Genomic DNA, 26009 nt, shown 5'->3' with positions numbered 1-26009 from the left:
TATTGCGTCTCTCCCCCAACTAAATTGCCCCGACCCTACACTTCTTCCACGTAGTCCAACTCTTTGCCATACGTCTCGGGCAAAGTGCTGGCACTGAAAATGGCCAGCCCCAGCAGCACCGCGCCCAGCAGCGCGGCCGCGCCCACCATGCCCAGGGCGGGCATCTCCTTCAGGCCTTTAAACAGCAGCGACACGAGAACCAGCGAGCCCCGGGCAAAGTTGGGGGCCGTGGTGGCCACCGTGGCCCGGATGTTGGTGCCGAACGATTCGGCCGCCACCGTCACGAAAAGCGTCCAGAAACCGCCGGCCACGCCCACCAGAAAGCACGCGAAATAAAACGCCGCCACGCTGGCCCCGTTCAGCCCAAACAAAAACCAGCCAACCGCCACAGCGCTGGCCCCGAAAAAGTAGCGCAGCACCCGCAGCCGGCTGCGCAAAAGCTGCCCCAGCGCCCCGCTGGTGAAATCGCCCACCGTGCAGCCCAGGTAGCACCAGGCAATGCTGGCGCCGCCCGTCACGGCCCCTTGCAGCTGGAAGGCCCGGCCAAATTCCGGTGCCAGCGTAATCAAAATGCCCGCCATGAACCAGAACGGGACGCCCAGTAGCAGACAACGAAGGTATTTCGAGGCCTGAAACCGGTTGGCAAACAAACTCAAGAAGTTGCCACGCGCCACGCTGGTCTGCCGGGTGTGCTCAAACATGCCCGACTCGAACACGCCCGCCCGCAGGACCAGCAGCGCCAGTCCCAACCCGCCGCCCATGAAATATGCATTGCGCCAGCCAAAATGCTCTCCCACCCAATAGGCCAGCAACGCGCCCGGCACCCCCACCGACGTCACCAGCATGGTGCCGTAGCCGCGCTTTGCCTTGGGCAGCGTTTCGGCCACCAGCGTAACGCCCGCGCCCAGCTCGCCGGCCAGCCCAATGCCGGCAATCAGCCGGAGCCAGGCGTACTGGTCCACGGTCTGCACGAAGCCGTTGGCAATGTTGGCCAGCGAATACAGCAGAATGGAGCCGAACAGCACCGAGAGCCGGCCGCGCTTGTCGCCCAGCATACCCCAAAACAAGCCGCCGAGCAGCATGCCGCCCATCTGCATGTTCATCAGGTAAAGGCCTCTGCTCGTCACTTCCGCCGGGTCGCTGATGCCGAGGTCGTGCAGGCTCTGCACCCTCACAATTCCGAATAGAACCAAGTCGTAGAGGTCGACAAAATTGCCCAGCGAGGCCACCAACACAATGGCGCTGAAAACGCCCACGGCGGGGCGAGTGGTGGCAGAGGGGGTGAGTAGCGGTTGGTTCACAAGCAGCTGGTGAAGGTTGAATCCGCAAAGTAGCGCGGACTTTTAGTCCGCGAGGCGCAGCTGAAAACCCCTTGGCTGCATATGGGCCTGAAAAGCGCGGGCTAAAAGCCCGCGCTACAATCTGCCGCCGTTTCTTTGCGGCCCTATGGCCGAATTCCACTCCCTCACCCCCACCGACCTCACGCCCGCCCAGTGGCACCCGTTTCTGGTGGGCGCCGTGGCCCCGCGTCCCGTCGCCTTCGCCAGCACCATCGACGCCGAAGGGCGCGTGAACCTGAGCCCCTACAGCTTCTTCAACGCCTTCAGCTCCAACCCGCCCATCCTCGTGTTTTCGCCGGCCAACCGCGTGCGCGACAACACCCAGAAACACACGCTGCAAAACGTGCGCGAAGTGCCCGAGGTCGTCATCAACATCTGCGATTTCGCGCTGGTGGAGCAGATGTCGCTGGCCAGCACCGAGTATGGCAAGGAAGTTAATGAATTTACTAAAGCCGGCCTCACTGAACTGACTTCGGAACTGGTGCGCCCGCCCCGAGTGGCCGAGGCCCCAGCAGCCTTCGAGTGCGTGGTGGAGCAAATCATTGAGTTGGGCCAGAACAACGGGGCCGGCAACCTCATCATCTGCCGCGTGGTGCGCGCCCACTTCCGCCAAGATATCCTCCTGCCCGACGCCACCGGCATCGACCCCTTCAAGCTCGACGCCGTGGCCCGCCTCGGCGGCGACTGGTACTGCCGGGCCAGCGGCGCCAGCCTTTTCGAAGTGCCCAAGCCCAACCGCCACATCGGCATCGGCATCGACCAGCTGCCCGAGCACCTGCGCAACTCCGACGTCCTCACCGGCAACGAACTGGGCCGCCTGGCCAACATCGAGAGCGACGCCCTGCCCACGCCAGCGCAAGTCGAGGAATTTAAATCCGAACCAATGGTGGCTTATCTAATGAATAAATACCGCGCCGACGCGCCGGAGCTTAAGAAGCAATTGCTGCAGCTGGGGAGAGAGTTGCTGGCGGAAGGGAAGGTGGCGGAGGCTTGGAAGGCGTTGTCTATAAAGCAGATACTGCAGTTTACTTAAGAGAAATTGTATGTTAATTCTTTCCAGCAAGAAACCCGATATACAAGAAATAAAAATGAGCAAATAGATAAATAAGTGAAAACAATGTTCTTTTATCGGAATAAAATATTGCCTTAGTTAATACGGCGTCTTTTAAATACCTCTCACACTGTATATAAACTTTATTTACTATAAAATACGGTCCAACCAAACAGACAACAAACAAGAAGATGAACAATCCAATGCTAAGCCGTTGTATGCTCACAAAACATGATATCATGAATAGCATGGAACTGGATAGCAGTAACCCAATAACATAGGACATCATAATTACTGCCCTATGTGAACGCAATTCATTACAACCTAACTCCTTTGACTTCCCAATAATTGAAATTGCAAATAAAGAATCAAAAACAACAGGCATTATTCGCATATAATTAATCCCGTTAGAAGTCTCAATTCCGCACCGCAATCAGCAGCCCCAATTCCTTGTACCGCAAATTAAACTTCTTCGCAATCATCGAATTGGTCAGCGAGCCGCGGTAGATGTAGACGCCGCTGCGGAAATGCTCGTTGGTGAACAGCACTTCGTTGATGCCGCCGTGCTGGCTAATTTCCTGCAGGATGGGCGTGAATATGTTGCTCAACGCATTGGTGGCGGTGCGGGGCACGCGCGAGGCAATGTTGGGCACGCAGTAGTGGATGACGTCGTACTTGCGGAAAACCGGGTTGCTGTGGCTGGTCATCTCGCTGGTTTCGAAGCAGCCGCCCTGGTCGATGCTCACGTCGATGACGATGGAGCCGGGCGACATGCTGGCCACCATTTCCTCGGGCACCATGAACGGAATGCGGCCATCCTCCACCGCCAGCGCGCCGATGACGACGTCGGCCCGCCGGATTTGCTGGCTCAGGGCAAACGTATCCAAGGTACTGGTGTAGAGTTGCATGCCCAGGTTGTGCTTGAGGCGGCGCAGCTTGTAGAGGTGGTTGTCGAACACCTTCACCTCGGCGCCGAGGCCGGTGGCGGCGCGGGCGGCGTACTCGGCCACCGTGCCGGCCCCGAGGATGACCACCTGCGACGGCGGCACTCCCGTGATACCGCCCAGAATAATACCCTTGCCCTCGTTGGAGCGGGCCAGGTACTCGGCCGCAATCAGCATCACCGTCGAGCCGGCGATTTCGCTCATGGCGCGCACCACGGGGCGGGCGCCGCTGGGGTCCTTCATCAGCTCGAAGCCGATGGCATTAATTTTCTTGCGCGAGAGCGCCGCGATGTATTCCGGCGTCATCGAGCCCATTTGCAGAGCTGAAATGAGCGTCTGGCCCGCGTGCAGCATCTCAATTTCCTCCAGCGTGGGCGGCGCCACTTTCAGCAGAATATCGGCCTTGAACACCTCCTCGGTGGAGTAGGCAATCTGGGCGCCGGCCTCGGAATAGGCATGGTCGGCGTACTTGCTGGGCTCGCCCGCGCCGGCTTCCATCACCACTTCGTGGCCCGCCGATACGAGGTGTTGCACGGCTTCGGGCGTGAGGCCCAGCCGATTTTCCTGGAGCGAGGTTTCGCGCGGCAGGCCGATAAACAGCTTGCGCTTGCGCGTCTCCACGGCCAGCATCGATTCCTGGGTGAAATAGGCGCGGCTCGTGGCCAAAGACTCAAAACCGGAGGGCAGCTGTTCGGGCATTTTGGGAAATTATAAATTATGAATTAATAATTATAAATGATTCGACTAATTAATAATTAAGTAGAATTAGTACGTCATGCTCATCTGGCGTCCGCGCAGTCGAAGCATCTCTATCGCGCAACTAATTCAATCGAATCAACGAAGCGGACAAAGATGCTTCGGCTGCGCGGACGCCAGATGAGCATGACGTTCTGTAGTTGTTCAAGCATTAATTAATAATCCGTAACTCCATTTTCCGGCTTTCATCGTCCAGCACTGTCAGCCGCGTTTCCAGCCGGGGCGTGGGCAATAAATCGGCCACACGGGCCGGCCACTCCACCAGGCAAAGATACCCCGAATCGAGGTACTCTGAGGCGCCCATTTGTTCAGCTTCTGCGATGGAATTGATGCGGTAAAAATCGAAGTGGTACACGGGCTGCTGGCGGCCGTCGCGGTATTCGTTTACCAGCGCGAAGGTGGGGCTGCTCACATCGTCCGTGACGCCGAGCGTGGCCGCCAGCGCCCGGATGAGCGTGGTTTTGCCCGCGCCCATCTCGCCTTCGAAGGCCACCACGGAGCAGCCGGCCTCGGCAATGGCAGCGTGGAGTGCCTCGGCGGCAATGGGCAGTGCGGCCAGGGTGGGTATGGCAATGGTTTGGGGTAGCATAAGGCAAATTTACCGGCGGCAAGCCGGACGCCACTGCTCGTTCTTGGATAATCGGGGCGAAACTCACACCTTTACACTTTACAGCCCGTCATAAAGTGGTCAGCTAAAAGAGAGTAGCGCTTCTTTTGACGGCTGCCCGAGCTACCTGCATTCCTTCCTGCATCTACCCCATTTCTTCGTATGCCGCTTTTTTTGCCAGCCTGGCTGCATTCTGTAGTCGTCATTCCGGGCCGCTGGGCGGTTTGCGGGCTCCTGGCGCTGTCATCCCCGATGGCACTATCGGCCCAAAGCCTGCCCGCGGTGAGCGGCACAGTGCTGGCGCCAGCGGGCCTCCCGCTTGAGTTTGCAACCGTGACGCTGCACCGGGCCACCGATTCGGTGGCGGTGAAGACGAACTTCAGCGACGAAAAAGGGGCTTTTCGGCTCGAAGCGGCCGGCGGCCGGCGCTACCTGGTGTCGGTAAGTCAGGTGGGCTTTGTGCGGTATTGGGGTCCGGTGTTTGAGCTCACCAGCGCGGGGGTTGCGCTACCGTCCATCACGCTGGCTACCAGCCAGGCCACGGCCCTAAAGGAAGTAACCGTGACGGCCCGCAAACCGTTGTTTGAACGCTTAACCGACCGCACGGTGGTGAACGTAGCCGACAGCCCGCTCTCGGCCGGGGCCACCACGCTGGATGTGCTGGGCCGCGCGCCGGGCGTGACTCTGGATGCCGCCAACAACCTGGGGCTGCGCGGCCGCCAGGGACTGCTGCTGCTGGTAGATGGCAAGCGCGTGCCCCTGACGGGCGAGGAGCTGGCCAGCTACCTGCGCGCCCTGCCCGCCGAGCAGCTGCAAAGCATCGAGCTGATTACCAATCCTTCGGCGCAGTTTGATGCGCAGGGCGGCGCGGGCGTCATCGCCCTCAACCTCAAGAAAGACCAGCGCCTGGGCACCAACGGCAGCGCCAACCTCAGTTACGGCCGCGGCGAATACGGCAAGTTCACCACGGGCCTTTCCCTCAACCACCGCCGCAAAAAAGTCAATTTTTACGGCACCTATACCTACGTCAACCGGCGCGATTTTGCCCGCCAGGAGTTCGACCGGCAATTTGCGGCCGATGGCGCGCTGCCGGCCCTGAGCGGCATCATTGCGGGTAAGCGGCTGCTGGACCTGGAATCGCACAGCGCCAAGGTCGGCACCGATATCAACCTGACTAAGGCGTCGTTGCTGGGCGTGTCGCTGACCACGCTGCTCAGCCAAACCAATACCGTCAACACCAGCCAGACCCAGTTTAACGACGCCTGGGGCGCCCCAAGCAGCCGCAACAGCTCCCGCACGCTGCAGGACATCTGGCGGCCCAGCGGCAGCGCCAACCTCAATTTCCGCCACACGTTTGCCGACTCGTCCACGGCGGCGGCCCTCACGGCCGATGCGGATATAGCTCGCTACAACACCACCCGCCTGCTGGTCCTGAACACATTTTATCAGTACCCGGCAGCGGCTTCGCCCCTGCTCACCGGCGACCAGCTCAGCGAATTGCAGATTGGGGCCGTGAAGGTGGATTTCAGCCGGCCCCTGCCCCACCGGGCCCGCCTTGAAACCGGCGCGAAAGCCACCAGCGTGACTTCGCGCAACGATGTGGTCTTCCTGAATAACGGGGCTTATAATCCTTCGATTTCCAGTCATTTCAACTACTTCGAGAAAGTGTCGGCGGCGTATGCCAACCTACAGGGCACGGCTTCCAAAACCACTTTCCAGGTCGGGCTCCGGGCCGAGATGGCGAACATTCGCACCGAGCAGGGCGGTGAGCTGCCGCGCGAACGGAACTACTTGCAGTTGTTTCCGTCGGCGTCGGTGCAGCGCGTGCTCAACGCGCAGCACAGCCTGGCGCTGGCCGCCGGCCGCCGCATCGACCGGCCCAACTACGGCCAGCTCAACCCGTTGCGGTCATACTTCGATGCCACCTCCTACCGCGCCGGCAACCCCGATTTGGTAGCCCAGACCAGCTACAACGTTGAGCTGACGCACACCTACAAGCAGAAATTCAGCACGGCTTTGAGCTATGCCCAAACCGACAAGCCCATCGTGACGGTGGTGCAGCCTGCCCCCGACGGCGGGCGCCTGGTGGTGAACCGCGACGTAAACCTGACCACCCAGGACTACTACGCCCTCACCCTCACGGCTCCATTGGAGCCGGCCAAATGGTGGACGCTCTATGCCAACGGGGTGTTCTATTATTCCCGGTTTCGCGGCAATCTGGCGGGCACGGCGCTCGACCGCCGGCAGCCGGCCTGCCTCCTCACGGCCAGCAACACGTTCAGCCTGCCCCACGGCTGGTTGGGTGAACTGAACGGGACGTTTCAGTCGGGCGAAATCTGGGGTTTTGAGCATGTGCAGCCGCGTGGCCAGCTGCTGGTGGGGGTGCAGCGCAGCTTCTGGGCCAAGCAGGCCACCCTGCGCCTGAATGTGGCCGACGTACTCTACACTGCGCCCATCCGCTCCACCTCCACCTACGACAGCTTTACGGAAAGCTTCCGGCTGCGCCAGGATACCCAGGTGGCCACGGCCGCCTTCACCTACCGATTCGGCAGCAGCAAGGTGGCGGCGGCGCGCAAACGGGCCGCCGGGGCCGAAGAAGAGCTGCGCCGCGCTAACGGGCAGTGAGTAGAAGAAACGTCATGTCGAGCTTGCCGAGACATCTCGCGTGCTGTCACCAATCAATTTGGTTACTGCCCCGAGCGAGATGTCTCGGCAAGCTCGACACGACGTTTTGGGTTACCGAGCACACCACTCATTCCTCATTAAGCGCAGCGTGGGCTACCTTCGCAGGCCGTTGTGGCCTTACGTTTCCCGTTTTTCCTCATGCAAGTATCCAAGATGGCAGCCGGACTTATCGGCTCCGAAATCATTCGAATTGGCAACCAGGTAAGCGAGCAGGTGCGCCAGGGCGCCAACATCTGCAACCTGACCATCGGCGATTTCGACTCTAAAATCTTCCCGATTCCGGCCGGCCTCACCAGCGGCATCATCGAAGCTTATCAGGCCGGCCAGACCAACTACCCGCCCGCGGCCGGCATGGGCGAGCTGCGCAACAGCGTGTCGGCCTTCCTGAAAGACCGCCAGGGCCTCGACTACAACCCCAACGATATCCTAATTGCCGGCGGCTCGCGCCCGCTCATCTACGCCACCTACCGGGCCCTGCTCGACGAAGGCGACCGCGCCATTTTCCCGCTGCCCAGCTGGAACAACAACCACTACTGCCACCTAGTGGGCGCCACGCCGGTAGCCGTGCCCACCAGCCCGGAAAACAACTTCATGCCCACCGCCGCCGACCTAGCTCCGCACGTAGCGGGCGCCACGCTGCTGGCATTGTGCTCGCCGCTGAACCCCACCGGCACGGTCTTCACCAAAGAAGGCCTAGCGGAAATCTGCGATTTGGTGATTGCCGAAAATAAGCGCCGCAGCCCCGACGAGAAGCCGCTCTACGTGCTCTACGACCAGATTTATTGGCTCCTCACCTTCGGCGCGGCCCAGCACTACGACCCTGTGAGTTTGCGCCCCGAGCTGCGCGACTACGTCGTTTATATCGATGGCACGTCGAAGTGCTTCGCCGCCACCGGCGTGCGCGTTGGCTACGGCTTCGGCCCGACAGCCATCATCGAGAAGATGAAGTCCATTCTGGGCCACGTCGGGGCGTGGGCGCCCAAGGCTGAGCAGGTGGCCACCGGCAAATTCCTGCCCCAGACCGCCGCCGTCGATGAATTTCTGGGCAGCATCAAGGGCCGCCTGCAAACCTCCCTCACCGCCCTTTTCGACGGCCTGAAAGCTCTGAAGAGCGAAGGCTATCCTGTGGATGCCGTGGCCCCGGCCGGGGCCATCTACCTGACCGCCCAAATCGACGTGCTGGGCCGCACCGCCCCCGATGGCACCGTGCTCAGCACCACCGCCGAGCTCACCTCCTACCTCATTTCCGAAGCCCAGCTGGCCCTGGTGCCTTTCTCCGCTTTCGGCTCGCCGGCCACGGAGCCGTGGTTCCGCGCCTCTGTGGGCGCCGAAACGGTGGAGTCCATTCTGGCCTCCCTGCCCCGCCTAAAGGCCGCGCTGGATAAGCTGAAATAGGCTTTTGCCGCCAGCCGTTCGCATTTGCAGAAACCGCCCGTAGAATTGAGCCTTGTGGGTGGAATAAACCGGGAATTGGCAGAAAAGTGGGCCCGGCTCAGCAGGCCGGCGGTAATTTCGCCTTTCCAACCAACTGCGCTCGCTGCTATGCCCCTACGTTTTTCTTTGCTGGGCTTGTGCCTGCTACTGCTCCTGGCGAGCGGGCCGGCCTGGGCCCAAAGCCGCATCACGCTCAGCGGGACCGTGAAAGATGCTTCGTCGGGCGAAAACCTGAGCGGCGCCACCATTCGGATAGTGGAGCTTTCCGGCGTAGGCACCGGGGCCAATGCCTACGGTTTTTTCACGCTCACGGTGCCGTCGGGCACCTATACGGTGGAAGTCAGTTTTGTCGGATTTGCCACTCAAAAGCGCAGCGTGACGACCACGGCCAGCCAGCGGCTCGACTTCAAGCTGGTCCCCGGCGGCAGCGAACTGACCGAAGTATTGGTGACGGCCCGCAGCACCGATGCCGGCATTAGCAAGGCCCAGATGGGCGTCGAAACCATTGACTTGAAACAGATTGCTAAGGTACCGGTGCTGTTTGGCGAGAAAGACGTCATCAAAACCCTGACCTTGCTACCGGGCATCAAAAGCGCCGGCGAGGGCAGCAGCGGCTTCACGGTACGCGGCGGCGCAGTGGACCAGAACCTGATTTTGCTGGACGAAGCAACGGTATATAACGCCTCGCACTTACTAGGCTTTTTCTCGACGTTCAACTCCGACGCCATCAAAGACCTGACCGTGTATAAGGGCGGGATGCCGGCGCAGTACGGCGGGCGGCTGTCGTCGGTGGTCGACATCAAGATGAAAGATGGCAACAACCAGCAGCTGCACGGCAGCGGCGGCATCGGGCTCATTGCCTCGCGCCTCGCGCTGGAAGGGCCCATTGTCAAGGACAAGGGCTCGTTCCTCGTCACGGCCCGGCGCACCTACGCCGACATTTTCCTCAAATTATCCTCCAATCCCACCACGCGCCAGTCGAGCCTGTATTTCTACGACCTCAACGCCAAGGCCAACTACGTGCTGAACGAGCGCAACCGCGTGTTTTTCTCGGGCTACCTGGGGCGCGACGCGCTGGGCTTCAGCAACACCTTCGGCCAGACCTATGGCAACCAGACGGGCACGCTGCGCTGGAACCACCTGTTCACGGACCGCATTTTCTCCAACACCTCGCTGATTTTCAGCAAGTACGACTACCAGATTAAGATTTCCTCGAACGACCGGAATTTTAGCATCGATTCCAAAATTCAGGACTGGAACCTGAAGCAGGACTTTGAATTTTACCCTAGCTCAGCCCAGACCCTGCGCTTTGGCGGGCAGGCCATCTACCACACCATCACGCCGGGCCACGTCACGGCCGATGCCTCCTCGGGCATTAACGCCACGGCCGACAAAACCAATTATTCGCTGGAAACGGCCGCGTATGTTTCGCACGACTGGCAAGCCGCGCCGCGCCTCAATTTCACCACCGGCCTGCGGCTATCGGGCTTTAGTCTGCTGGGACCGGGCACGTATTCGAGCTACGACGCAGCCGGCAACGTGCTGGCCGCCACCGACTACGCCTGCAATAAATTCCTGAAAACCTACGTGAAGCTGGAGCCGCGCTTTGCCGCCAGCCTGCAGCTGAACGAGGCCAGCTCGGTGAAGGCCAGTTACGCCCGCAACGTGCAAAACCTGCACCTGCTCAGCAACGCCAACGCCTCCTCGCCCACCGACCTCTACATCCCCACCAGCTTCAACGTGAAGCCCGAGGTGGCCGACCAGGTGTCGGCCGGCTACTACCGCACGCTGGGCCCGAAAAAGGAGTATTCGATGACGGTAGAAACCTACTACAAGGCCCTGCAAAACCAGCTCGACTACCGCGACGGCACCCAACTGCAGGGTAATTTCGACGTGGAAGCCAGCCTGCTCTACGGCACCGGCCGGGCTTACGGCATCGAGTTTCTGGTGCGCAAGGACGTAGGGCGCCTCACCGGCTGGCTGGGCTACACGCTGAGCCGCTCGGAGCGCAAGTTCACCGAAATCAACCAAGGCGCCTACTTCCCCTCGCGCCAGGACCGCACCCACGACCTTTCGGTGGTGGCCATCTACCAGTTCAACCCGAAGTGGAGCTTCTCGGGCACCTTCGTGACGAGCACCGGCAACGCCGTGACTTTCCCCGTAGGCAAATACCAGATTGGCAACCAATTAGTGAGTTACTTCGGCAAACGCAACGCCGACCGCATGCCCTTCTACCAGCGCCTCGACCTAGGCGCCACCTACGAGAAGCCGCACCAGGAAGGCCACCGCTTCCACAGCAGCTGGACGTTCTCGGTGTACAACGCCCTGGGCCGCGAAAACGCCTACAGCATCCGCTTCGAGGCCGACCCCAACGACCCCAGCCGCACCCGCGCCGTGCAAACGGCCCTGTTCAAATTCATCCCCTCGGCCACCTATAATTTCAGCTTCTAAGCCATGCCGCGCCTCAACAAACAGCTGCTTCTGGCCGCTGCCGCCCTCCTGCTCGCCGGCACGGGCTGCGAGAAAACCATCGACCTGAAGCTGAACACCTCCGATTCGCAGCTCGTCATCGAAGGCAACCTCGCCGACGACGGCCAGCCCTGCCAGGTGAGCCTCAACCGCTCGGCGAACTACGCCGAAACCAACAATTTCCCGGCCGTAACCGGCGCCACCGTCACCCTCAGCGACGACACCGGCGCCCGCGAAACCCTGCGCGAAGCCAGCCCAGGCCAGTACCGCGGCGCCACCCTGCGCGGCGTGCCCGGCCGGGCCTACACCCTGCGCGTGGAAACCGGCGGCACCGCCTACGTGGCCGTCTCGACGCTGCCCGTGGTGGTGCCGTTCGACGGGCTCCGCACCCAGCCCGGCACGTTCGACACCAAATCCATCCAGGCCGTGGTGGAATATACTGACCCCGTCGGCGAGGGCAACAGCTACCTGTTCCGGCAATACCGCAACGGCCGCCTCAACAAAACCTATTTTATTCAGAACGACAAGTTTACCGACGGCAAGCGCGTGAGCCAGTCGCTGCGCAACATGGGCGGCGGCGGCACCGCCGACGACCTCGACAAACTGGCCTCCGGCGACAGCCTGCGCGTGGAAATGCAGAACATCGACCCTAATGTGTACGAGTATTTCCGCACCCTCAACCAGATTTTGCAGAACAACCCCGCCTTCAGCACTACCCCCGCCAACCCCAAATCCAACTTTTCGGGCGGCGCGCTGGGCTACTTCAGCGCGCATTCGCGGCGGGTGCGGCGGCTATTCATCCCTTAATTAAGACACCACCAAAATTTACGCGGACCAGCACAAGCGTTTGTAAAACACATTAATACATATAATTTTTTTTACCTATGCATTTCTTATCCAACTTATTTCTAATAGTGTTATTTTTCTGTCTTAACTACGGTGCTGCATTACTAATAAACACTAGCATAGGATTAAAAAGATTTTTTTATTTTATTGCCAGTAATATTATTATATTTTTTACTCATGCGATTTTACAAAGTCATTTACCCATACATGCCAACGCTTGCTTCTATTTAAGCCATGCATTGACCTTTGTTCTTGCAATAGCTACATCTTACATGTTTATCAATCCCAATAAATGGCAGCTGCAAAGAAGATTTTCACTAATTGCATATAGTCGGATTTCCAAACAAGCATGGTTTCATAGTTTTATTACCCCAGGCATATTGTCGTTGTATCAATTTTATGTTCTCGTAGTAAACTAAAATTTCTGAAGGTCAGTATTTAGCGGATAACGAATTATTGGCAACAACGAAAAGAGCCGTAACCCCATTTTGGGGTTACGGCTCTTTTCGTTGTTGCCAATAATTCGTTTCTTAACCTTTCGCCGTCAACGTCACATACGGGATAATGCACTCCTCCAGCGAGATACCGCCGTGCTGGAACGTGTCCTTGTAGTAGTTCACGTAGTAATTATAGTTGTTCGGGTAGGCGAAGAAATAGTCGCCAATCGTGAACACATACGCCGTGCTCACGTTTTCGCGGGGCAGGAAAATGCTTTCCGGCTTGCGCACTACGTACACGTCGCGCGAATCTTCGAAGCCCAGGTTTTTGCCGTGCTTGTAGCGCAGGTTGGTGTTGGTGTTGCGGTCGCCCACAATCTTGTAGGGGCGCTTGCAGCGGATGGTGCCGTGGTCGGTGGTGATGATGAGCTTGCCTTTTTTCTCGGCAATCTGCTGCATCATCTCATACAGCGGCGAGTGCAGGAACCACGAGCGGGTGATGCTACGGTAGGCCGATTCGTCGGCGGCCAGCTCGCGTATCATGGCCATGTCGGTGCGGGCGTGCGAGAGCATGTCCACGAAGTTGTACACGATGACGTTGCACTTGTAGTTGTTGTGCAGGTTGCTCATCTTGCCCAGCAAGTCCTTGCCGGCCTGCAGGTTGGTCACCTTGTGGTAGCTGTGCTTGGCCTTCTGGTTGTTCTTCTGGAAGTTGATTTCCATGAACTCGGCCTCGTGCAGGTTTTTGCCCTCGTCGTCGTCGTCGGTTACCCACAGGTTGGGGTATTTCTTCTGAATCTCCGACGGCATCATGCCCGAGAAAATGGCGTTGCGCGCATACGCCGTGGTGGTAGGCAGAATGGCGTAGTACATCTCCTCGCTATCCACCGTAAACATCTCGGTGATAATCGGTTCCAGTACCTTCCACTGGTCGTAGCGCAGGTTGTCTATGAGCACGAAGTACACGGGCGTGTCGCCGGTGGCCTTCAACGTGGGGAACACCCGCTCCTTGAACAACTGGTGCGACATGAGCGGGGCGTTTTTGTCGTCGCCGTTCACCCAGTCCTCGTAATCTTCGGTGATGAAGCGGCCAAAGTAGGTGTTGGCCTCGTCCTTCTGCATATTGAAGACTTCGGCCATGCTCTTGCCTTCCGTCTCGTTGATTTCCAGCTCCCAGTACACCAGCTTCTTGTATACATCGGCCCACTCGCTGGGCGACAGCCGGTCGGAAAGCTGCATGCCGAGCTGGCGGAAATCGCGCTGGTAGCCCGAGTTGGTGGCTTCGCTCACAAGGCGCTTGTTGTCGAGCACCTTTTTCACCGACAGCAGAATCTGGCTGGGGTTCACCGGCTTAATCAGGTAATCGGCGATTTTGGCGCCGATGGCCGACTCCATGATGTGCTCCTCCTCGCTCTTGGTAATCATCACCACGGGCACGGTGGGCCGGATGGCTTTGATTTCGCTCAGCGTTTCGAGGCCGGTGAGGCCGGGCATGTTTTCGTCCAGAAAAACAAGGTCGTAGCTCTTTTCCTGGATTTCCTCGATGGCGTCGGCGCCGCTGTTGACGGGCGTCACGTCGTAGCCTTTCTCCTTGAGAAACAGCAAGTGCGGCTTGAGCAAGTCGATTTCGTCGTCGGCCCAGAGAATGGTGGTTTGTTGCATAGTAGGGACTTGGGGTCTTGGGGACTTAGGGTCTTGGTTCACATTAGTAACGTAAGACGCCCCGAATGGATATAGTAAAACGCAATGGCGTTCAACTACGGATTGATGAGCTTGCTCAAACGGTGCGCCGTAGTTTCGCGTTCAGTCAGGGACGGGCGGCGGGTGCAAATGTTGCCTGTTTCGTGGCAGTCTGCCCGCATTTCTGTTTTCTGCCTTCCGCTCCCTTCCCTTTTGGCCGCCTCTGTGAATAAGAAAAAAATCTTCAACGACCCCGTCTATGGCTTCGTCACCATCCCGACGGAGTTTCTGTTCGACCTCATCGAGCACCGCTACTTTCAGCGGCTGCGGCGCATTCAGCAGCTTGGGCTCACGGGCTTTGTGTATCCGGGGGCGCTGCACACGCGCTTTCACCACGCGCTGGGCGCCATGCACCTCATGAGTTTGGCCCTGCGCACGCTCAAGGACAAAGGCGTGAAGATTTCGGCGGCCGAGGGCGAGGCCGCCATGGCCGCCATTCTGCTACACGACGTCGGCCACGGCCCCCTCTCCCATGCCCTCGAAACGGCCATTTTTCAGGATGTGCCGCACGAGCAGCTTTCCTTATTTCTGATGGAGCGGCTCAACGCCGAGTTTCACGGCAAGCTCAGCCTGGCCATTGATATGTTTAAGGGCACGTACATCCGGCCGTTTTTCCACCAGCTAGTGAGCAGCCAGCTCGACATGGACCGGCTGGACTACCTCAACCGCGACTCCTTCTACACCGGCGTGGAGGAAGGCCGCCCCGGCGCCGACCGCCTTATCAAAATGCTGCGCGTACACGACGAGCGGCTGGTGCTCGAAGAAAAAGCCGTGTATTCAGTTGAAAATTTCCTGGTAAGCCGCCGGCTGATGTACTGGCAGGTGTACCTGCACAAAACCGTGACCTCGGCCGAGCAGATGGTCATTCGGGTGGTGCAGCGGGCCCGCGACCTGGCCCGGCGCGGTATGGAGGTGCCCGCCAACACCTGCCTGGGCTATTTCCTAGGCCGCGCCGTGAGCCTGGAAGAATTCGAGCACGACGAAAAAATCCTGAGCCACTTCGTGGAGCTCGACGACTACGACATCTGGTCGGCCATCAAGGCCTGGGCCGGCCACCCCGACGTGGTGCTCAGCTACCTCGCCAAGAGCATCCTGCACCGCAACCTGCTCAAAATTGTGCTGGCGCCAGAGCCCTTCGACGAGGAATTTCGCCTCGGCATCCGCGAGCTAATCGAGGAGAAATTCGGCCTGCCACCCGAAGAAGCCGAGCTGCTCATGATTCCCGGCCGCCTGAGCAACAGCGCCTACAACCCCAACGGCGAGCCCATCGAAATCCTGACCAAAAAAGGCGACGTGGTGAACGTGATGGAAGCCTCCGACCTGCCCAACATTCGCGCCCTCAGCCAGCGGGTAGAGAAGTTCTACATCTGCTACCCGAAGGAGATTGTTTAGTTGTCAGTTGTTGGTTGTCAGTTGCCAGGCTTCTAAGCCAGGCTCTTTTCAAGCAGATGGCCCGAATCTGACAACTGACAACCAACAACTGACAACTATTTTTGCCGCCTATGGAATTTACCGTTCAGCAAATTGCCGAGGTGCTTGGCGGCACCGTGGAAGGAGACGCCACCCTGCGCATTTCCAGCCTGGCCAAGATTGAAGAAGCCCGGCCCGGCTCTCTCACCTTCCTTTCCAACGCCAAATACGAGCCGTTTCTCTACGAAACCGGCGCCTCGGCCGTAATTGTAAGTCAGACGCTGGAGCCTAAACAGGCCGTGCAGCCCGCCCTCATTCGGGTCGAAAACCCTTACACGGCCTTCAGCCAATTGCTGGAATTCTACGCGCAGGCTACCCGCACCGGCAAGCGCGGCGTAGAGGAGCCTGCGTTCATCGGCAAGTCGTCGGAAATCGGCGCGGGGCACTACCGCGGCGCTTTCTCCTACATCGGCGAGCAGTGCAGGCTGGGCGACAATGTGCTGGTGTTCCCGCACGCCTACATCGGCGACCGGGTGACCATCGGCGAGGGCAGCATCATCCACGCCGGCGCCAAAATTTATCCGGATACGGTCATTGGCAAGTTCTGCGTCATCAAAGCCGGCGCGGTGGTGGGCTCCGATGGATTCGGTTTCGCGCCGCAGCCCGACGGCTCCTACAAGGCCATTCCGCAAATCGGCAACGTGGTGCTGGAAGACTACGTGAGCATCGGGGCCAACGCCACCATCGACTGCGCCACGCTGGGCTCCACCATCGTGCGCACGGGGAGCAAAATCGACAACCTCGTGCAGCTGGCCCACAACGTGGAAATCGGCCGCCACACCGTCATTGCCTCCCAAACGGGCATCGCGGGCTCGGCCAAAATCGGCGACCATTGCGTGCTGGCGGGCCAGGTGGGCATGGCCGGCCACGTCACGCTGGCCAACAAAACCACCGTCACGGCCCAGTCGGGCGTGGGCAAGAATGTGAAGCAGGAAGGGACCATCCTGCAGGGCTCCACGGCCTTCGATTTCAAGCAGAACCAGCGCGCCCAAATCGTGTTCCGCCGCCTGCCCGAGCTGGAGCAGCGCGTGGCCCAGCTGGAAAAGGCGAAAAACGCGACGGAAAAGCCCTAGCTTTGCAGCTTCTTAGTTGTTCGTTGCTAGTTGTCAGTTGTTGGGCCATCAAGCTTTAAATGACTAACAGCTAACAACAAACAACTGACAACTAATGAGATGAACGACAAGCAACACACCATTCAGGCGCCCGTGACGGTGCGCGGCATCGGACTGCACACCGGCGTGGAAGCCACCATGACGTTTTGCCCCGCGCCGGTGGGCCACGGCTACAAGTTTCAGCGGGTAGACATGCCCGGCCAGCCCATCGTCGACGCCGACGTGGACAACGTGGTCGACCTGAGTCGCGGCACCACCATCGAACAAAACGGCGCCCGCGTCAATACCGTGGAACACACGCTGGCAGCCCTCGTGGGCTTGCAGCTTGATAATGTGCTGATTCAGCTCTCTGGCCCCGAGCCGCCCATCATGGACGGGTCGTCGGCCGAATTCATCAAGGCCATCGAAACCGTGGGCCTGCAGGAGCAAAACGCCCTGCGCAACTACTACGAGATTCCCGAGAGCATTCGCTACGTCGACAACGCGCGCGGCGTCGAAATTGCGGCCCTGCCCCTTTCCGACTATCGCCTGACGGTGATGGTGGACTACAACTCGCCGGTGCTGGGCTCGCAGCACGCCACACTCACGGATATTGGCCTGTTTGGCGAAGAAATTGCTTCCTCGCGCACGTTTTGCTTTTTGCACGAGCTGGAAATGCTCTACAAAAACAACCTCATCCGCGGGGGCGATTTGAGCAATGCCATTGTGGTGGTCGACCGCGTAGTGAGCGACGACGAGCTGACCGACCTGGCCAAAATGCTGGGCAAGCCCCGCGTTTCCGTCAAGAAAGAAGGCATACTCAACAATGTGGACCTGCGCCACAAAAACGAGCCCGCTCGCCACAAGCTGCTTGACCTCGTGGGCGACCTCGCCCTGGTAGGCCGCCCGCTCAAGGGCCAGATTCTAGCCGCGCGGCCCGGCCACGCGGCCAACGTGGCCTTCGCCAAGAAAATCAAGAAGAAGATGCTGGAGGCGCGGAGCAACCCCGTGCCGGTGTACGACCTGAACCGCGAGCCGGTAATGGACATCAACCGCATCATGCAGGTACTGCCCCACCGCTACCCGTTCATGATGATTGACAAGGTCATTCATCTGGACGACCAAGTGGTGACGGCCGTGAAAAACGTGTCCATCAACGAGCCCTTCTTCCAGGGCCACTTCCCGGGCAACCCGGTGATGCCCGGCGTGCTCCAGATTGAAGGCCTGGCCCAGACCGGCGGCATTCTGGTGATGAACACCGTGCCCGACCCCGAAAACTACTGGCAATACTTCCTGGGCATCGAAAATGCCCGCTTCCGCAAAAAAGTACTGCCCGGCGACACCATCATCTACCACTGCCAGCTGCTGGCCCCCATCAAGCGCGGCATTGCCAAAATGCGCGGCCAGGCCTTCGTGAACGGCAAAGTGGTGTGCGAAGCCGAAATGAGCGCCGCCATTGTCCGCAAGGATGCCTAATTTTTTAATTAAGAATTAAGAATTAAGAATTAAGAATCACTGGCTACTTCAAAGCCTCGGTCTTCAATTTTTAATTCTTAATTCTTAATTCTTAATTCCAAAAGAAGAATGCTTTCCCCCCTCGCCTCTATTCATCCCGATGCCCGCCTGGCGGAGGGCGTCACCGTTGACCCGTTTACGACCATCGCGGCGGACGTGGAAATCGGGGAAGGCACTTGGATTGGGCCCAACGTCACCATCATGAACGGGGCCCGGATTGGGGCGCACTGCCAGATTTTTCCGGGTGCTGTAGTGGCGGGCATTCCGCAGGATTTGAAATTTGCCGGCGAGAAAACCACGGCCCATGTAGGCGACTACACCGTGGTGCGCGAATACGTGACCGTGAACCGCGGCACCGTGGACCGGGGCGAAACCCGCGTGGGCGCCCACTGCCTGCTCCAAGCCTACGTGCACGTGGCCCACGACTGCACCATCGGCGACCATTGCGTGATTTCGGGCGCTACCCAGATTGCCGGGCACGTCACCATCGGCGACTGGGCCATCGTGGGCGGCGGCACGCTGGTGCAGCAGTTTGTGAGCATCGGGGCGCACGCGTTTGTGGGCGGCGGCTCACTGGTGCGCAAAGACGTGCCGCCCTACGTGAAGGCGGCCCGCGAGCCCCTCACCTACGCCGGCATCAACTCGGTGGGCCTGCGCCGCCGCGGCTACGACGACGAGCAGGTGAACACCATTCAGCACCTTTACCGTGTGCTGTACCTCGGCGGCCTGAACACGCAGGAAGCGCTGGTGCGCATCGCCACGGAAGTGCCGGCCTCGGCCGAGCGCGAATTTGCCGTTGATTTCATCCGCGCCGCGTCGCGGGGCATCATCAAAGGCCCAAGCAAGCGCAAGCGCGACGAGGAAGAAGGCGAGTAATTTTCATTTAACAGGTATCAATTAACATTTAACTCACAGGCGGCGCTGCCCGGCTCGAAGGTGTTAAATGATAAATGTTGGATGATAAATGAATATTGAGGCCACCGGTTTGGGCAAGCGCTTTCAGCGCGACTGGATTTTCCGAGGGCTGACGCGGGCCTTTCGGCCGGGCAGCGCCACGGCGGTGCTCGGCCCCAACGGCGCCGGTAAGAGCACGCTGCTGAACACGATTTCGGGCCAGCTGCTGCCGACCGAAGGCACGCTGACGTACGCGCTGGCTGGCCGCCCGGTAGCCGTGGAAGACGTGCCGCAGCACCTGGCCTATGCCGCGCCTTACCTGGAGCTGCTGGAGGAGTTGACGCTGCTGGAGCTGTTGCGGTTTCATACCCGCTTCAAACCGCTGCAAGCCGGTGTGTCGCTCGATAAGCTCATTGGCATCATGTACCTCGAAAAGGGCCGCCACCAGCTGGTGCGGGAGTTTTCGTCGGGCATGAAGCAGCGCCTGAAACTGGGGCTAGCCCTGTATGCCGAGGCGCCCCTGCTCCTGCTCGACGAGCCCACCACCAACCTCGACGCCACCGGCGTGGCCTGGTACCAGGAGCACGTGCAGGCCACCCGTGTGGGCCGCACGCTGCTGCTCAGCTCCAACGTGCCGGCGGAGTATGGCTTCTGCGACGAACAGTTGCTGGTGACGGATTTTCAGAAGCGCTAAGGTTAGCACGAGTACCCTGAAGCTCGGCTTAGGCCTGCGTGAGGGCTTTCTGCTCGTTCGGGTTTCGTTCGGCCGAGCCGAAGCGGAGCTTCGGGGTACTCGTGCGGCCGGCGCGAGCAGCGGCCTAACTTGCCTGCGCCAACCGGGCGGCCAGGTCCTCAATATCGGTCCGGCGGGCCAGCACGGCCAGCCATTCGGCGGGGATGGCGGCTTCGCCATAGGCCAGCCCGGCCAGGCCGCCGGCCACGGCGCCCGTGGTATCGGTATCGTCGCCCAGGTTCACGGCGGCCAGCACGGTGGCGGCGTAGGTGTCGTGACGCAGCAGGCACCAGAGGGCGGCTTCGAGGGTGTGCATGACGTAGCCACCGCTGTCGATGGCAGCTTGGGGTAAATCGGCCAGCTGGCCATCAAGGACGCGCTCAAACTTATCGGCCTCGGATGCTGGAATTTGCAGCTCATACAGCTGGACCGGGGCCTGTCGACATAGTTCGGCGTAGGCGGCGGCGGGCTCCAAGCCGGCGCGTAGGTGGTGGGCAATTTCCAGGTACAGAAAGCACGCTACTGCCGAGCGAATATGGCCGTGGGTGATAGCCGACACGTCGCGGATGAGTTGGAACCGCTCTTGCAGGGGCGCGTCCACCTGATAAAATGCCAGCGGCAGAATCCGCATCAGCGCCCCATTGCCGTTGCTGTATTCGTCGGTGCCGCCGGCCAGTATGAGGTCGGGGTCGCCTTTTAGGCGGCTGAGGGCTTGGCGGGTGGTGATGCCAATGTCGAATACGGTGCCGTGGGGCGTCCAGAGCTGCTCGTAGTACCAGCGGCGGCTGTAATCGGCGGCTTTGCCGAGCGTGAAGCCATCGGCCAGCGCCTGAGCCAGGCAGAAAGTAAGGGAGGAATCGTCGGACCAGGTGCCGGCGGGCTGATTATGGGTGCCGTATTCGCGCATGGTCACTACGGGGTCGAGGCGGCGGGCGGCACGGCTCTGGAATTCGACGGGAACGCCGAGGGCATCGCCCACGGCCAGGCCCAGCAGGGCAGCTCGGGCGGCAGATTCGAGGGAATTTTGCATAGGTGCAAGGTAGAAACCAGGTTACACAAACAGCTTGATAAACGTATTCCAAAACCAGCTTCTCTCGGCCTGCATGAGCCGGGAAAGCAACTTATCCGACACGTCGGCCAGCTGCTTGATATCGGCCAGGGCCGTGTGAAAGGCTTTGTAGTCGGCATCGGCCGCATCGCCGGGCACGGCGGCCAGCTGGTCGAGGCGGCGCTTCATCTGGTCGAGCTCGCGGCGCTTGCGGGCCCGGATGATGCAGCGCGTCACTTGCAGCATGTCTTTTTCAGCTACGAAGAACTCGCGGCGGTCTCCGGGGCGCAGTTCTTTGTAAATCAGGCCCCAATCGAGCAGTTCGCGCACGGTCATGCTGGCATTGCCGCGTGAAATTTTTAGCTGGGCCATCAGGTCCTCCGTGCTCAGGGCGGCCGGACTCACCAGCAGCAAGGCGTGCACCTGGGCCAGGGTTTTGCTCACGCCCCAGCTAGCCCCAGTCACGCCCCACAGGTGGATGAATTGGGAACGGGCTTCGGCCAAGGAAATAGGAAGCGTGTTTGAATCTTCGGAACTACTGGAAGCCATTGGATTAAATGAAAAGATTAGCGCTGAAAGGCAATAATGGCTACGACCAATAGCATATGAAGTATCAATGGCAGTAACCAGAGCACTTTTTGCCGATGGGTTCTGGGGGATGCTACATTAACAAAGCTTCCCAATAGCAGCAATACCGCGCCAGGGAGCTGAAATAAGGGAATCAGAAAAATTAGAAATCCTGCCGTGATGAGCAGCGAACTAAATTTACGGGATGCTAGTAGCCGTTGGCAAAGGTTTCTAGTCATGCAGCAAATCTTTTATCGCTGCTTCGCAGGCCGGGTACTCAAATTGAAATCCCAGCGCCAGCAGCCGCTCCGGATACACCTTTCGGCTTTTCAGAATCAGTTCGGTTTCGGTGCGCAGCGCGAACGCACCGATTTCAAGCAGCCAGCGGGGCTGGGGCAGCCGCAGCCACGGCCGGAACTGCTGTTGAAGCAGGTGGTTGAAGTCGCGGTTGGTCAGCGGGTTTAGTGCGCAGATATTGAAGGCACCGGCTTCGTTCGTTTTGGTGGCCAGAAACTCCACGGCGCGGCAAAAATCCTGGATGTGCAGCCAGCTTATCCATTGCCGCCCGGTGCCCTGCGGTGTGCACAAACCCAGGCGGGCCAGCCGGGCTATCACCGGGAAAGCGCCCCCATCGCGCCCCAGCACAATGGACGTGCGCAGCGCCACCTGGCGGGTAGCGGGCGTGTGGCAGTCGTGGAAAGCCTGTTCCCACGCCTTGGCTACCGCCACCGAGAAACCGGTTCCGATGAGGCCCGCGGCTTCGGTATTGGCGGGTTTATCGCCTTCGGTGTGGGCGTAAACAGTGGCGGTTGACGAGTTGAGCCACACCCGGGGCGGCACGGCGCAGGCCGCCACCGCCTGGCCCAGCACGCGGGTGCTATCCACCCGGCTGGCGACGATTTCGCGCTTGTTGGCTTCGTTGTACCGGCAATCGACGGTGCGGCCGGCCAGGTTCACCAGTACTTTGGCGCCTTCCAGCTCGGCGGCCCAGGGGCCTAGGGTTCGGGCATTCCACACCATGGCATTGGGCCCCGGAGCCACGCGCCGGGCGATGACGACCACCCGATAGCCAAGCTGCTCAAAGTGTTGACGCAAGTGCCTGCCCAGAAACCCGTTCCCGCCGGCAATGACAATCTTAGGCTGTTCCATGCTCCTGTGCCCTGGAGCTCAATTACCGGCCGATTCGTTTCGGGGCATTGCCATTGGGCAAAGCAAATGTATCATAAGTTTCAATAATTATTGAAACTTATGATACATTTTTCCGACTCCTCTGATACCGCAAGTCCAGCCAATCATCCAGTCCGATAAAATTCCCGGCGCACCCGGCGCAGCAGCTGCTCGGCGGTTGCTTTGTCCGGCATTGCCGGCAGGTCTGATTTAGCGAATGCGCCGTCGACCCGGTCCACCAGCTTTTCTGCTTCGGCTACCAGCTCTTCGTAATCAAATTCGCCGCGCCGGATTTGCAACAGAAATTCCCGGTTGGGGCGCCGCACATTCAATACCCCGCTTGCGGCAATTTCCTCCGCCATTTGCAACAGGCGAAATACGTGCAGCATATTTTTGGCATCATAATTTTTGCCGTGCTGCACGGTGTTCTGGTAACGCTCGGCGTTGCGCTTTTCCACCCACTCCCAGTACTCGCGAAACACGCGGCAGTACGTGCTGTAGCCGTTGCGGTTGAACGACAAATACGCCACGGGCTCCTCCCCTTTTGGCACGGCCGACAGCTGCACATCCTGCGAGGTTTCGGCGTCGCGCACCAGGCCGCGGTAATGGTGCAGGCGCTCCGGTGTGGCATCGACAAACAGGGCGTATAAATCGGTGAGATGCGGCACGTTGGCCAGGCCGCACTGCGCTACTTCGTAGCCCTGCCGGGCCAGCCAACTCGCCACGGGCTGGGCCCCCGCGCCCACCGTCACGTAACAGAAATCGAGCACCGATTTGCGGGCCGGCGGCTCGGGATGGTTTATTTTCTTATTGAGGCCCTTGGCTTTGCGAATTTGCGCCACCGCGTATTCGGCAAAGCTTTGGCGGCAGAGCTTGGAAAGGAAATCAGCGGCTTGAAACTGTTCGAAAAGCGGGTGTTTGTAGATAACACAATCGGCCGGCGTACCTAATAACTCTAATACAGTGGGGTTATTTTTCAGCAATAATTCCACGAAACGGCGCAACTCGTAGAATACTTCGTCGTTGGTTTCATTGGCTACTTGAGGAATGTAATCCAGTCCATAAAACTGGGCTTCCGGCAGCACAAATACCCCTTTCAAATCGGTATCCGAATGCGGTAAATTGGTACCATAGGCGCGGCTGCCGCTGATGGCTTCGAAAAGAATTAATTTCTGGCTACGCAGGTCCGCAATGGTCATCTTATTTTCAATTTATTCTTCGCCGGCAAATGCCTCGCTAATCAGGGCCTGAAACAACACATCCAGCTCGCTGGCCACGTTGCCGGGCCGCAGTACCGGCAGCGTATCGCGGGCCGCCTGGCCGGCCGCCAGCTCGGCTTGCAGAAATTCGACCAGCGCGGCCGGATGGGCTACCCGGGTCTTCTCGTCGGCGGTGGCTTTGCGGGCCAGCAGCGCGGCCACATCGGGCTGCAAGGCAGCGGGCAGCAGCTCCCGCAGCGGCGCAAACTCCATGGGCGGCACCGTGGGCCGCTCCCGAATCCAGCGCGCGGCCAGGGCCGAGCGCAGGGCGTAAAAAAGGCGTTTGAGGCGCACTTCTTCCCCGGTCAGGTCCTCCTCCAGCCCCCGCCGAAGCTGGCCCAGGTAGTGATGCAGGCCGGCTTTGCGGTTGAAGGCGGCGGGCTGGAGGTCGGCCAGCCGCGCCCGGAAAGCTAGGGCCTCGTGGTAGCGCACCGGCGATTGCAGCCATTCAAACAGTGCCGCGTTGGAGGCACGCAGCAGGCGCAGGGCCTTGCGCAATTCCCAGCCGGCGAGGTCCAGCTCGTCATCGACGGGGAAATTCAGGGTGTCGCGGCCTTCGTCCAGGGTAAGGTACCAGGCCGGCGGGTGGCAGTAAATGAAGCGGACGTCAAAGTCCGAATCGGGCGAGGGAAAGCCCCAGGCCCGGCTGCCCGACTCGCAGGCGTAGAGAATGCGGATGCCGTGGGTGGCTTCGAGCTGGCGCAGGGCGGTGGAAACGCGGGTTTGCATGGGGAAATTATCTGGAAGGCCGTCATGCTGAGCGCAGTCGAAGCATCTTTACCGCAGCAGTAAATCCAATCGACAGGATTAGTTGTGCGGTAGAGATGCTTCGACTGCGCTCAGCATGACGTTCAACGAAGTATACGCCACGAAAGTAGTAGGGGCCGCTGCGTCGCGCTACTTTCGCAACGCACGCACTGCCCCTCCGGCAGTCCGCCGCAAACCCCGCATGCATAAACAACGACTCGAAGCTTTCAGCGATGGCGTGCTCGCCATCATCCTCACCATCATGGTGCTGGAAATCAAGGTGCCGCATGGGGCCGACTTTGCGGCCTTGCGCCCGCTACTGCCCGTGGTGCTCAGCTACGTGCTGAGCTTTCTCTACGTCGGCATTTACTGGAACAACCACCACATGATGCTGGCCTGCACGAGCCGAATTTCCGGCGGCGTGCTGTGGGCAAATCTGCACCTGCTGTTCTGGCTGTCGCTGGTGCCCTTCGCCACCGGCTGGATGGGCGAAAACCACTTCGCCCCCGCCACGCTGGCCGTATACGGCGCCATACTGCTGATGGCCGGCGCGGCCTACTGGGTTTTGCAGAGCCTCATTATCGCGCTCGAAGGGCCGCACTCGACGCTGGCCCGCGCCGTCGGGCGCGATTTCAAGGGCAAGGCCTCGCCCGTGCTTTACCTAGCGGGCATCGCGGCCAGCTTCTGGCAGCCGTGGGTGGCGGGTGGCATCTACGTAGCCGTGGCGCTGATGTGGCTCATCCCCGACCGGCGCATTGAGCGCACGCTGGTGGATAAAGCTGATGGGAAGCACGTTGGGTAGCGGCGGCAGCTTCGCGGGGTTGACTGGAGACGCGGGCGTAGGCAACTACATCATTCGAGTAATCTGTTAGTATCACTTTTTACTGTTACTTTAGCCTAGATTAAAAAAATCAGAAATATTTATGGAAATCACAATCGAGAAATTTAAGAAGATAGATAAAGCGAATCTGGTCTTGGGCCCTATTAATATTTTTATAGGTGCGAACAACTCTGGCAAAAGCAGTTTTATACAGGGGGTTCAATTTGCTGTATCAAGTTCTCAAACCCTACAATTGAATAGGGCTAGTTGGTCCAACGGCACCAAAAGGATGGCCTTAGAATCTATTGAATTTTTGGCGGTGGTCTAATTCAGAGTGAGGTTGTGCTTGTCGATGACAATTTTAATACGGGCCGCGTGCATCGTCAGTG

General features: G+C 59.5%; 21 protein-coding genes. 12 read left to right on the top strand and 9 right to left on the bottom strand.

The annotated features are described in order from the left end of the window. Positions 1-35 precede the first annotated feature (35 nt). Complete coding sequence (locus Q5H92_RS25650) at positions 36-1301, bottom strand: MFS transporter (RefSeq protein ID WP_305014439.1); 1266 nt, start codon at positions 1299-1301, stop codon at positions 36-38. A gap of 145 nt (positions 1302-1446) precedes the next feature. Here Q5H92_RS25650 and Q5H92_RS25645 point away from each other — a divergent pair, with 145 nt between their 5' ends. Beyond that, complete coding sequence (locus Q5H92_RS25645) at positions 1447-2373, top strand: flavin reductase family protein (protein ID WP_305014438.1); 927 nt, start codon at positions 1447-1449, stop codon at positions 2371-2373. A gap of 434 nt (positions 2374-2807) precedes the next feature. Here Q5H92_RS25645 and Q5H92_RS25640 read toward each other — a convergent pair whose 3' ends face one another. Both Q5H92_RS25640 and tsaE read right to left on the bottom strand, forming a co-directional pair. Next, a complete protein-coding gene (locus Q5H92_RS25640; protein ID WP_305014437.1) occupies positions 2808-4034 on the bottom strand; it encodes an alanine dehydrogenase in 1227 nt (408 codons plus the stop codon). Positions 4035-4242: 208 nt separating this feature from the next. Further along, entirely contained in the window at positions 4243-4680 is a 438-nt protein-coding gene (tsaE, locus tag Q5H92_RS25635) for a tRNA (adenosine(37)-N6)-threonylcarbamoyltransferase complex ATPase subunit type 1 TsaE (RefSeq protein ID WP_305014436.1), read from the bottom strand. A gap of 270 nt (positions 4681-4950) precedes the next feature. Between tsaE and Q5H92_RS25630 the strand changes: the two genes are divergently transcribed. The 4 genes from Q5H92_RS25630 (at position 4951) to Q5H92_RS25615 (ending at position 12093) form a co-directional block, all read left to right on the top strand. After that, complete coding sequence (locus Q5H92_RS25630; RefSeq protein WP_305014435.1) at positions 4951-7323, top strand: outer membrane beta-barrel protein; 2373 nt, start codon at positions 4951-4953, stop codon at positions 7321-7323. Between the two features lie 198 nt (positions 7324-7521). After that, the gene (locus tag Q5H92_RS25625; RefSeq protein ID WP_305014434.1) at positions 7522-8778 is read left to right on the top strand and encodes a pyridoxal phosphate-dependent aminotransferase; all 1257 of its coding nucleotides are present in this window, start codon (positions 7522-7524) and stop codon (positions 8776-8778) included. A gap of 147 nt (positions 8779-8925) precedes the next feature. Continuing rightward, the gene (locus Q5H92_RS25620) at positions 8926-11268 is read left to right on the top strand and encodes a TonB-dependent receptor (RefSeq protein ID WP_305014433.1); all 2343 of its coding nucleotides are present in this window, start codon (positions 8926-8928) and stop codon (positions 11266-11268) included. Positions 11269-11271: 3 nt separating this feature from the next. Next, the gene (locus tag Q5H92_RS25615) at positions 11272-12093 is read left to right on the top strand and encodes a DUF4249 domain-containing protein (protein ID WP_305014432.1); all 822 of its coding nucleotides are present in this window, start codon (positions 11272-11274) and stop codon (positions 12091-12093) included. A gap of 569 nt (positions 12094-12662) precedes the next feature. Here the strand turns inward: Q5H92_RS25615 and porX are convergent. Further along, complete coding sequence (gene porX, locus Q5H92_RS25610) at positions 12663-14231, bottom strand: T9SS response regulator signal transducer PorX (RefSeq protein ID WP_305014431.1); 1569 nt, start codon at positions 14229-14231, stop codon at positions 12663-12665. Between the two features lie 243 nt (positions 14232-14474). Here porX and Q5H92_RS25605 point away from each other — a divergent pair, with 243 nt between their 5' ends. The 5 genes from Q5H92_RS25605 to Q5H92_RS25585 all read left to right on the top strand — a co-directional run bounded on the left by Q5H92_RS25605 (position 14475) and on the right by Q5H92_RS25585 (position 19973). Further along, positions 14475-15701, top strand: a complete 1227-nt coding sequence (locus tag Q5H92_RS25605) for an HD domain-containing protein (protein ID WP_305014430.1) — start codon at positions 14475-14477, stop codon at positions 15699-15701. A gap of 110 nt (positions 15702-15811) precedes the next feature. Then, a complete protein-coding gene (gene lpxD / locus Q5H92_RS25600) occupies positions 15812-16852 on the top strand; it encodes a UDP-3-O-(3-hydroxymyristoyl)glucosamine N-acyltransferase (RefSeq protein ID WP_305014429.1) in 1041 nt (346 codons plus the stop codon). A 99-nt stretch (positions 16853-16951) separates the two neighbouring features. Further along, positions 16952-18346, top strand: a complete 1395-nt coding sequence (locus tag Q5H92_RS25595; RefSeq protein WP_305014428.1) for a bifunctional UDP-3-O-[3-hydroxymyristoyl] N-acetylglucosamine deacetylase/3-hydroxyacyl-ACP dehydratase — start codon at positions 16952-16954, stop codon at positions 18344-18346. Positions 18347-18454: 108 nt separating this feature from the next. Next, positions 18455-19261, top strand: a complete 807-nt coding sequence (gene lpxA / locus Q5H92_RS25590) for an acyl-ACP--UDP-N-acetylglucosamine O-acyltransferase (protein ID WP_305014427.1) — start codon at positions 18455-18457, stop codon at positions 19259-19261. Positions 19262-19349: 88 nt separating this feature from the next. After that, positions 19350-19973: an ABC transporter ATP-binding protein gene (locus Q5H92_RS25585; protein ID WP_305014426.1), complete on the top strand. Its 624-nt coding sequence runs from the start codon at positions 19350-19352 to the stop codon at positions 19971-19973. A gap of 124 nt (positions 19974-20097) precedes the next feature. Here Q5H92_RS25585 and Q5H92_RS25580 read toward each other — a convergent pair whose 3' ends face one another. The 5 genes from Q5H92_RS25580 to Q5H92_RS25560 form a co-directional block, all read right to left on the bottom strand. After that, positions 20098-21042 (bottom strand): ADP-ribosylglycohydrolase family protein, encoded by a 945-nt coding sequence (locus tag Q5H92_RS25580; protein ID WP_305014425.1) that lies wholly within the window; start codon positions 21040-21042, stop codon positions 20098-20100. 21 nt (positions 21043-21063) lie between these two features. After that, a complete protein-coding gene (locus Q5H92_RS25575; protein WP_305014424.1) occupies positions 21064-21564 on the bottom strand; it encodes a GbsR/MarR family transcriptional regulator in 501 nt (166 codons plus the stop codon). A 294-nt stretch (positions 21565-21858) separates the two neighbouring features. Further along, entirely contained in the window at positions 21859-22776 is a 918-nt protein-coding gene (locus tag Q5H92_RS25570) for a TIGR01777 family oxidoreductase (RefSeq protein ID WP_305014423.1), read from the bottom strand. Positions 22777-22919: 143 nt separating this feature from the next. After that, a complete protein-coding gene (locus Q5H92_RS25565) occupies positions 22920-23993 on the bottom strand; it encodes a DNA polymerase beta superfamily protein (protein ID WP_305014422.1) in 1074 nt (357 codons plus the stop codon). Positions 23994-24005: 12 nt separating this feature from the next. Continuing rightward, positions 24006-24782: a nucleotidyltransferase domain-containing protein gene (locus Q5H92_RS25560; protein ID WP_305014421.1), complete on the bottom strand. Its 777-nt coding sequence runs from the start codon at positions 24780-24782 to the stop codon at positions 24006-24008. A gap of 220 nt (positions 24783-25002) precedes the next feature. On the opposite strand from Q5H92_RS25560, the gene Q5H92_RS25555 reads away from it, so the two are divergent. Together Q5H92_RS25555 and Q5H92_RS26800 are read left to right on the top strand one after the other, a co-directional pair. After that, positions 25003-25602 carry a TMEM175 family protein gene (locus Q5H92_RS25555; RefSeq protein ID WP_305014420.1) on the top strand — a complete coding sequence of 200 codons (600 nt, stop codon included), beginning with the start codon at positions 25003-25005 and terminating at the stop codon, positions 25600-25602. 121 nt (positions 25603-25723) lie between these two features. Continuing rightward, positions 25724-25948 carry an AAA family ATPase gene (locus Q5H92_RS26800; protein WP_369811180.1) on the top strand — a complete coding sequence of 75 codons (225 nt, stop codon included), beginning with the start codon at positions 25724-25726 and terminating at the stop codon, positions 25946-25948. Positions 25949-26009: the final 61 nt, after the last annotated feature.

Source organism: Hymenobacter mellowenesis (assembly GCF_030581005.1).
Classification (GTDB): domain Bacteria; phylum Bacteroidota; class Bacteroidia; order Cytophagales; family Hymenobacteraceae; genus Hymenobacter; species Hymenobacter mellowenesis.
This window is presented reverse-complemented; position numbering and strand designations above follow the sequence as displayed.

What these genes read in the sequence shown, in the direction of transcription:
- tsaE (WP_305014436.1), bottom strand. Translation starts at nt 4,680, where the DNA reads ATGCTACCCCAAACCATTGCCATACCCACCCTGGCCGCACTGCCCATT.
- Q5H92_RS25595 (WP_305014428.1), top strand. Translation starts at nt 16,952, where the DNA reads ATGAACGACAAGCAACACACCATTCAGGCGCCCGTGACGGTGCGCGGC.
- Q5H92_RS25585 (WP_305014426.1), top strand. Translation starts at nt 19,350, where the DNA reads ATGAATATTGAGGCCACCGGTTTGGGCAAGCGCTTTCAGCGCGACTGG.
- Q5H92_RS25645 (WP_305014438.1), top strand. Translation starts at nt 1,447, where the DNA reads ATGGCCGAATTCCACTCCCTCACCCCCACCGACCTCACGCCCGCCCAG.
- Q5H92_RS25565 (WP_305014422.1), bottom strand. Translation starts at nt 23,993, where the DNA reads ATGACCATTGCGGACCTGCGTAGCCAGAAATTAATTCTTTTCGAAGCC.
- Q5H92_RS25630 (WP_305014435.1), top strand. Translation starts at nt 4,951, where the DNA reads ATGGCACTATCGGCCCAAAGCCTGCCCGCGGTGAGCGGCACAGTGCTG.
- Q5H92_RS25555 (WP_305014420.1), top strand. Translation starts at nt 25,003, where the DNA reads ATGCATAAACAACGACTCGAAGCTTTCAGCGATGGCGTGCTCGCCATC.
- Q5H92_RS25615 (WP_305014432.1), top strand. Translation starts at nt 11,272, where the DNA reads ATGCCGCGCCTCAACAAACAGCTGCTTCTGGCCGCTGCCGCCCTCCTG.
- Q5H92_RS25580 (WP_305014425.1), bottom strand. Translation starts at nt 21,042, where the DNA reads ATGCAAAATTCCCTCGAATCTGCCGCCCGAGCTGCCCTGCTGGGCCTG.
- Q5H92_RS26800 (WP_369811180.1), top strand. Translation starts at nt 25,724, where the DNA reads ATGGAAATCACAATCGAGAAATTTAAGAAGATAGATAAAGCGAATCTG.
- porX (WP_305014431.1), bottom strand. Translation starts at nt 14,231, where the DNA reads ATGCAACAAACCACCATTCTCTGGGCCGACGACGAAATCGACTTGCTC.
- lpxD (WP_305014429.1), top strand. Translation starts at nt 15,812, where the DNA reads ATGGAATTTACCGTTCAGCAAATTGCCGAGGTGCTTGGCGGCACCGTG.
- Q5H92_RS25570 (WP_305014423.1), bottom strand. Translation starts at nt 22,776, where the DNA reads ATGGAACAGCCTAAGATTGTCATTGCCGGCGGGAACGGGTTTCTGGGC.
- Q5H92_RS25640 (WP_305014437.1), bottom strand. Translation starts at nt 4,034, where the DNA reads ATGCCCGAACAGCTGCCCTCCGGTTTTGAGTCTTTGGCCACGAGCCGC.
- Q5H92_RS25560 (WP_305014421.1), bottom strand. Translation starts at nt 24,782, where the DNA reads ATGCAAACCCGCGTTTCCACCGCCCTGCGCCAGCTCGAAGCCACCCAC.
- lpxA (WP_305014427.1), top strand. Translation starts at nt 18,455, where the DNA reads ATGCTTTCCCCCCTCGCCTCTATTCATCCCGATGCCCGCCTGGCGGAG.
- Q5H92_RS25625 (WP_305014434.1), top strand. Translation starts at nt 7,522, where the DNA reads ATGCAAGTATCCAAGATGGCAGCCGGACTTATCGGCTCCGAAATCATT.
- Q5H92_RS25620 (WP_305014433.1), top strand. Translation starts at nt 8,926, where the DNA reads ATGCCCCTACGTTTTTCTTTGCTGGGCTTGTGCCTGCTACTGCTCCTG.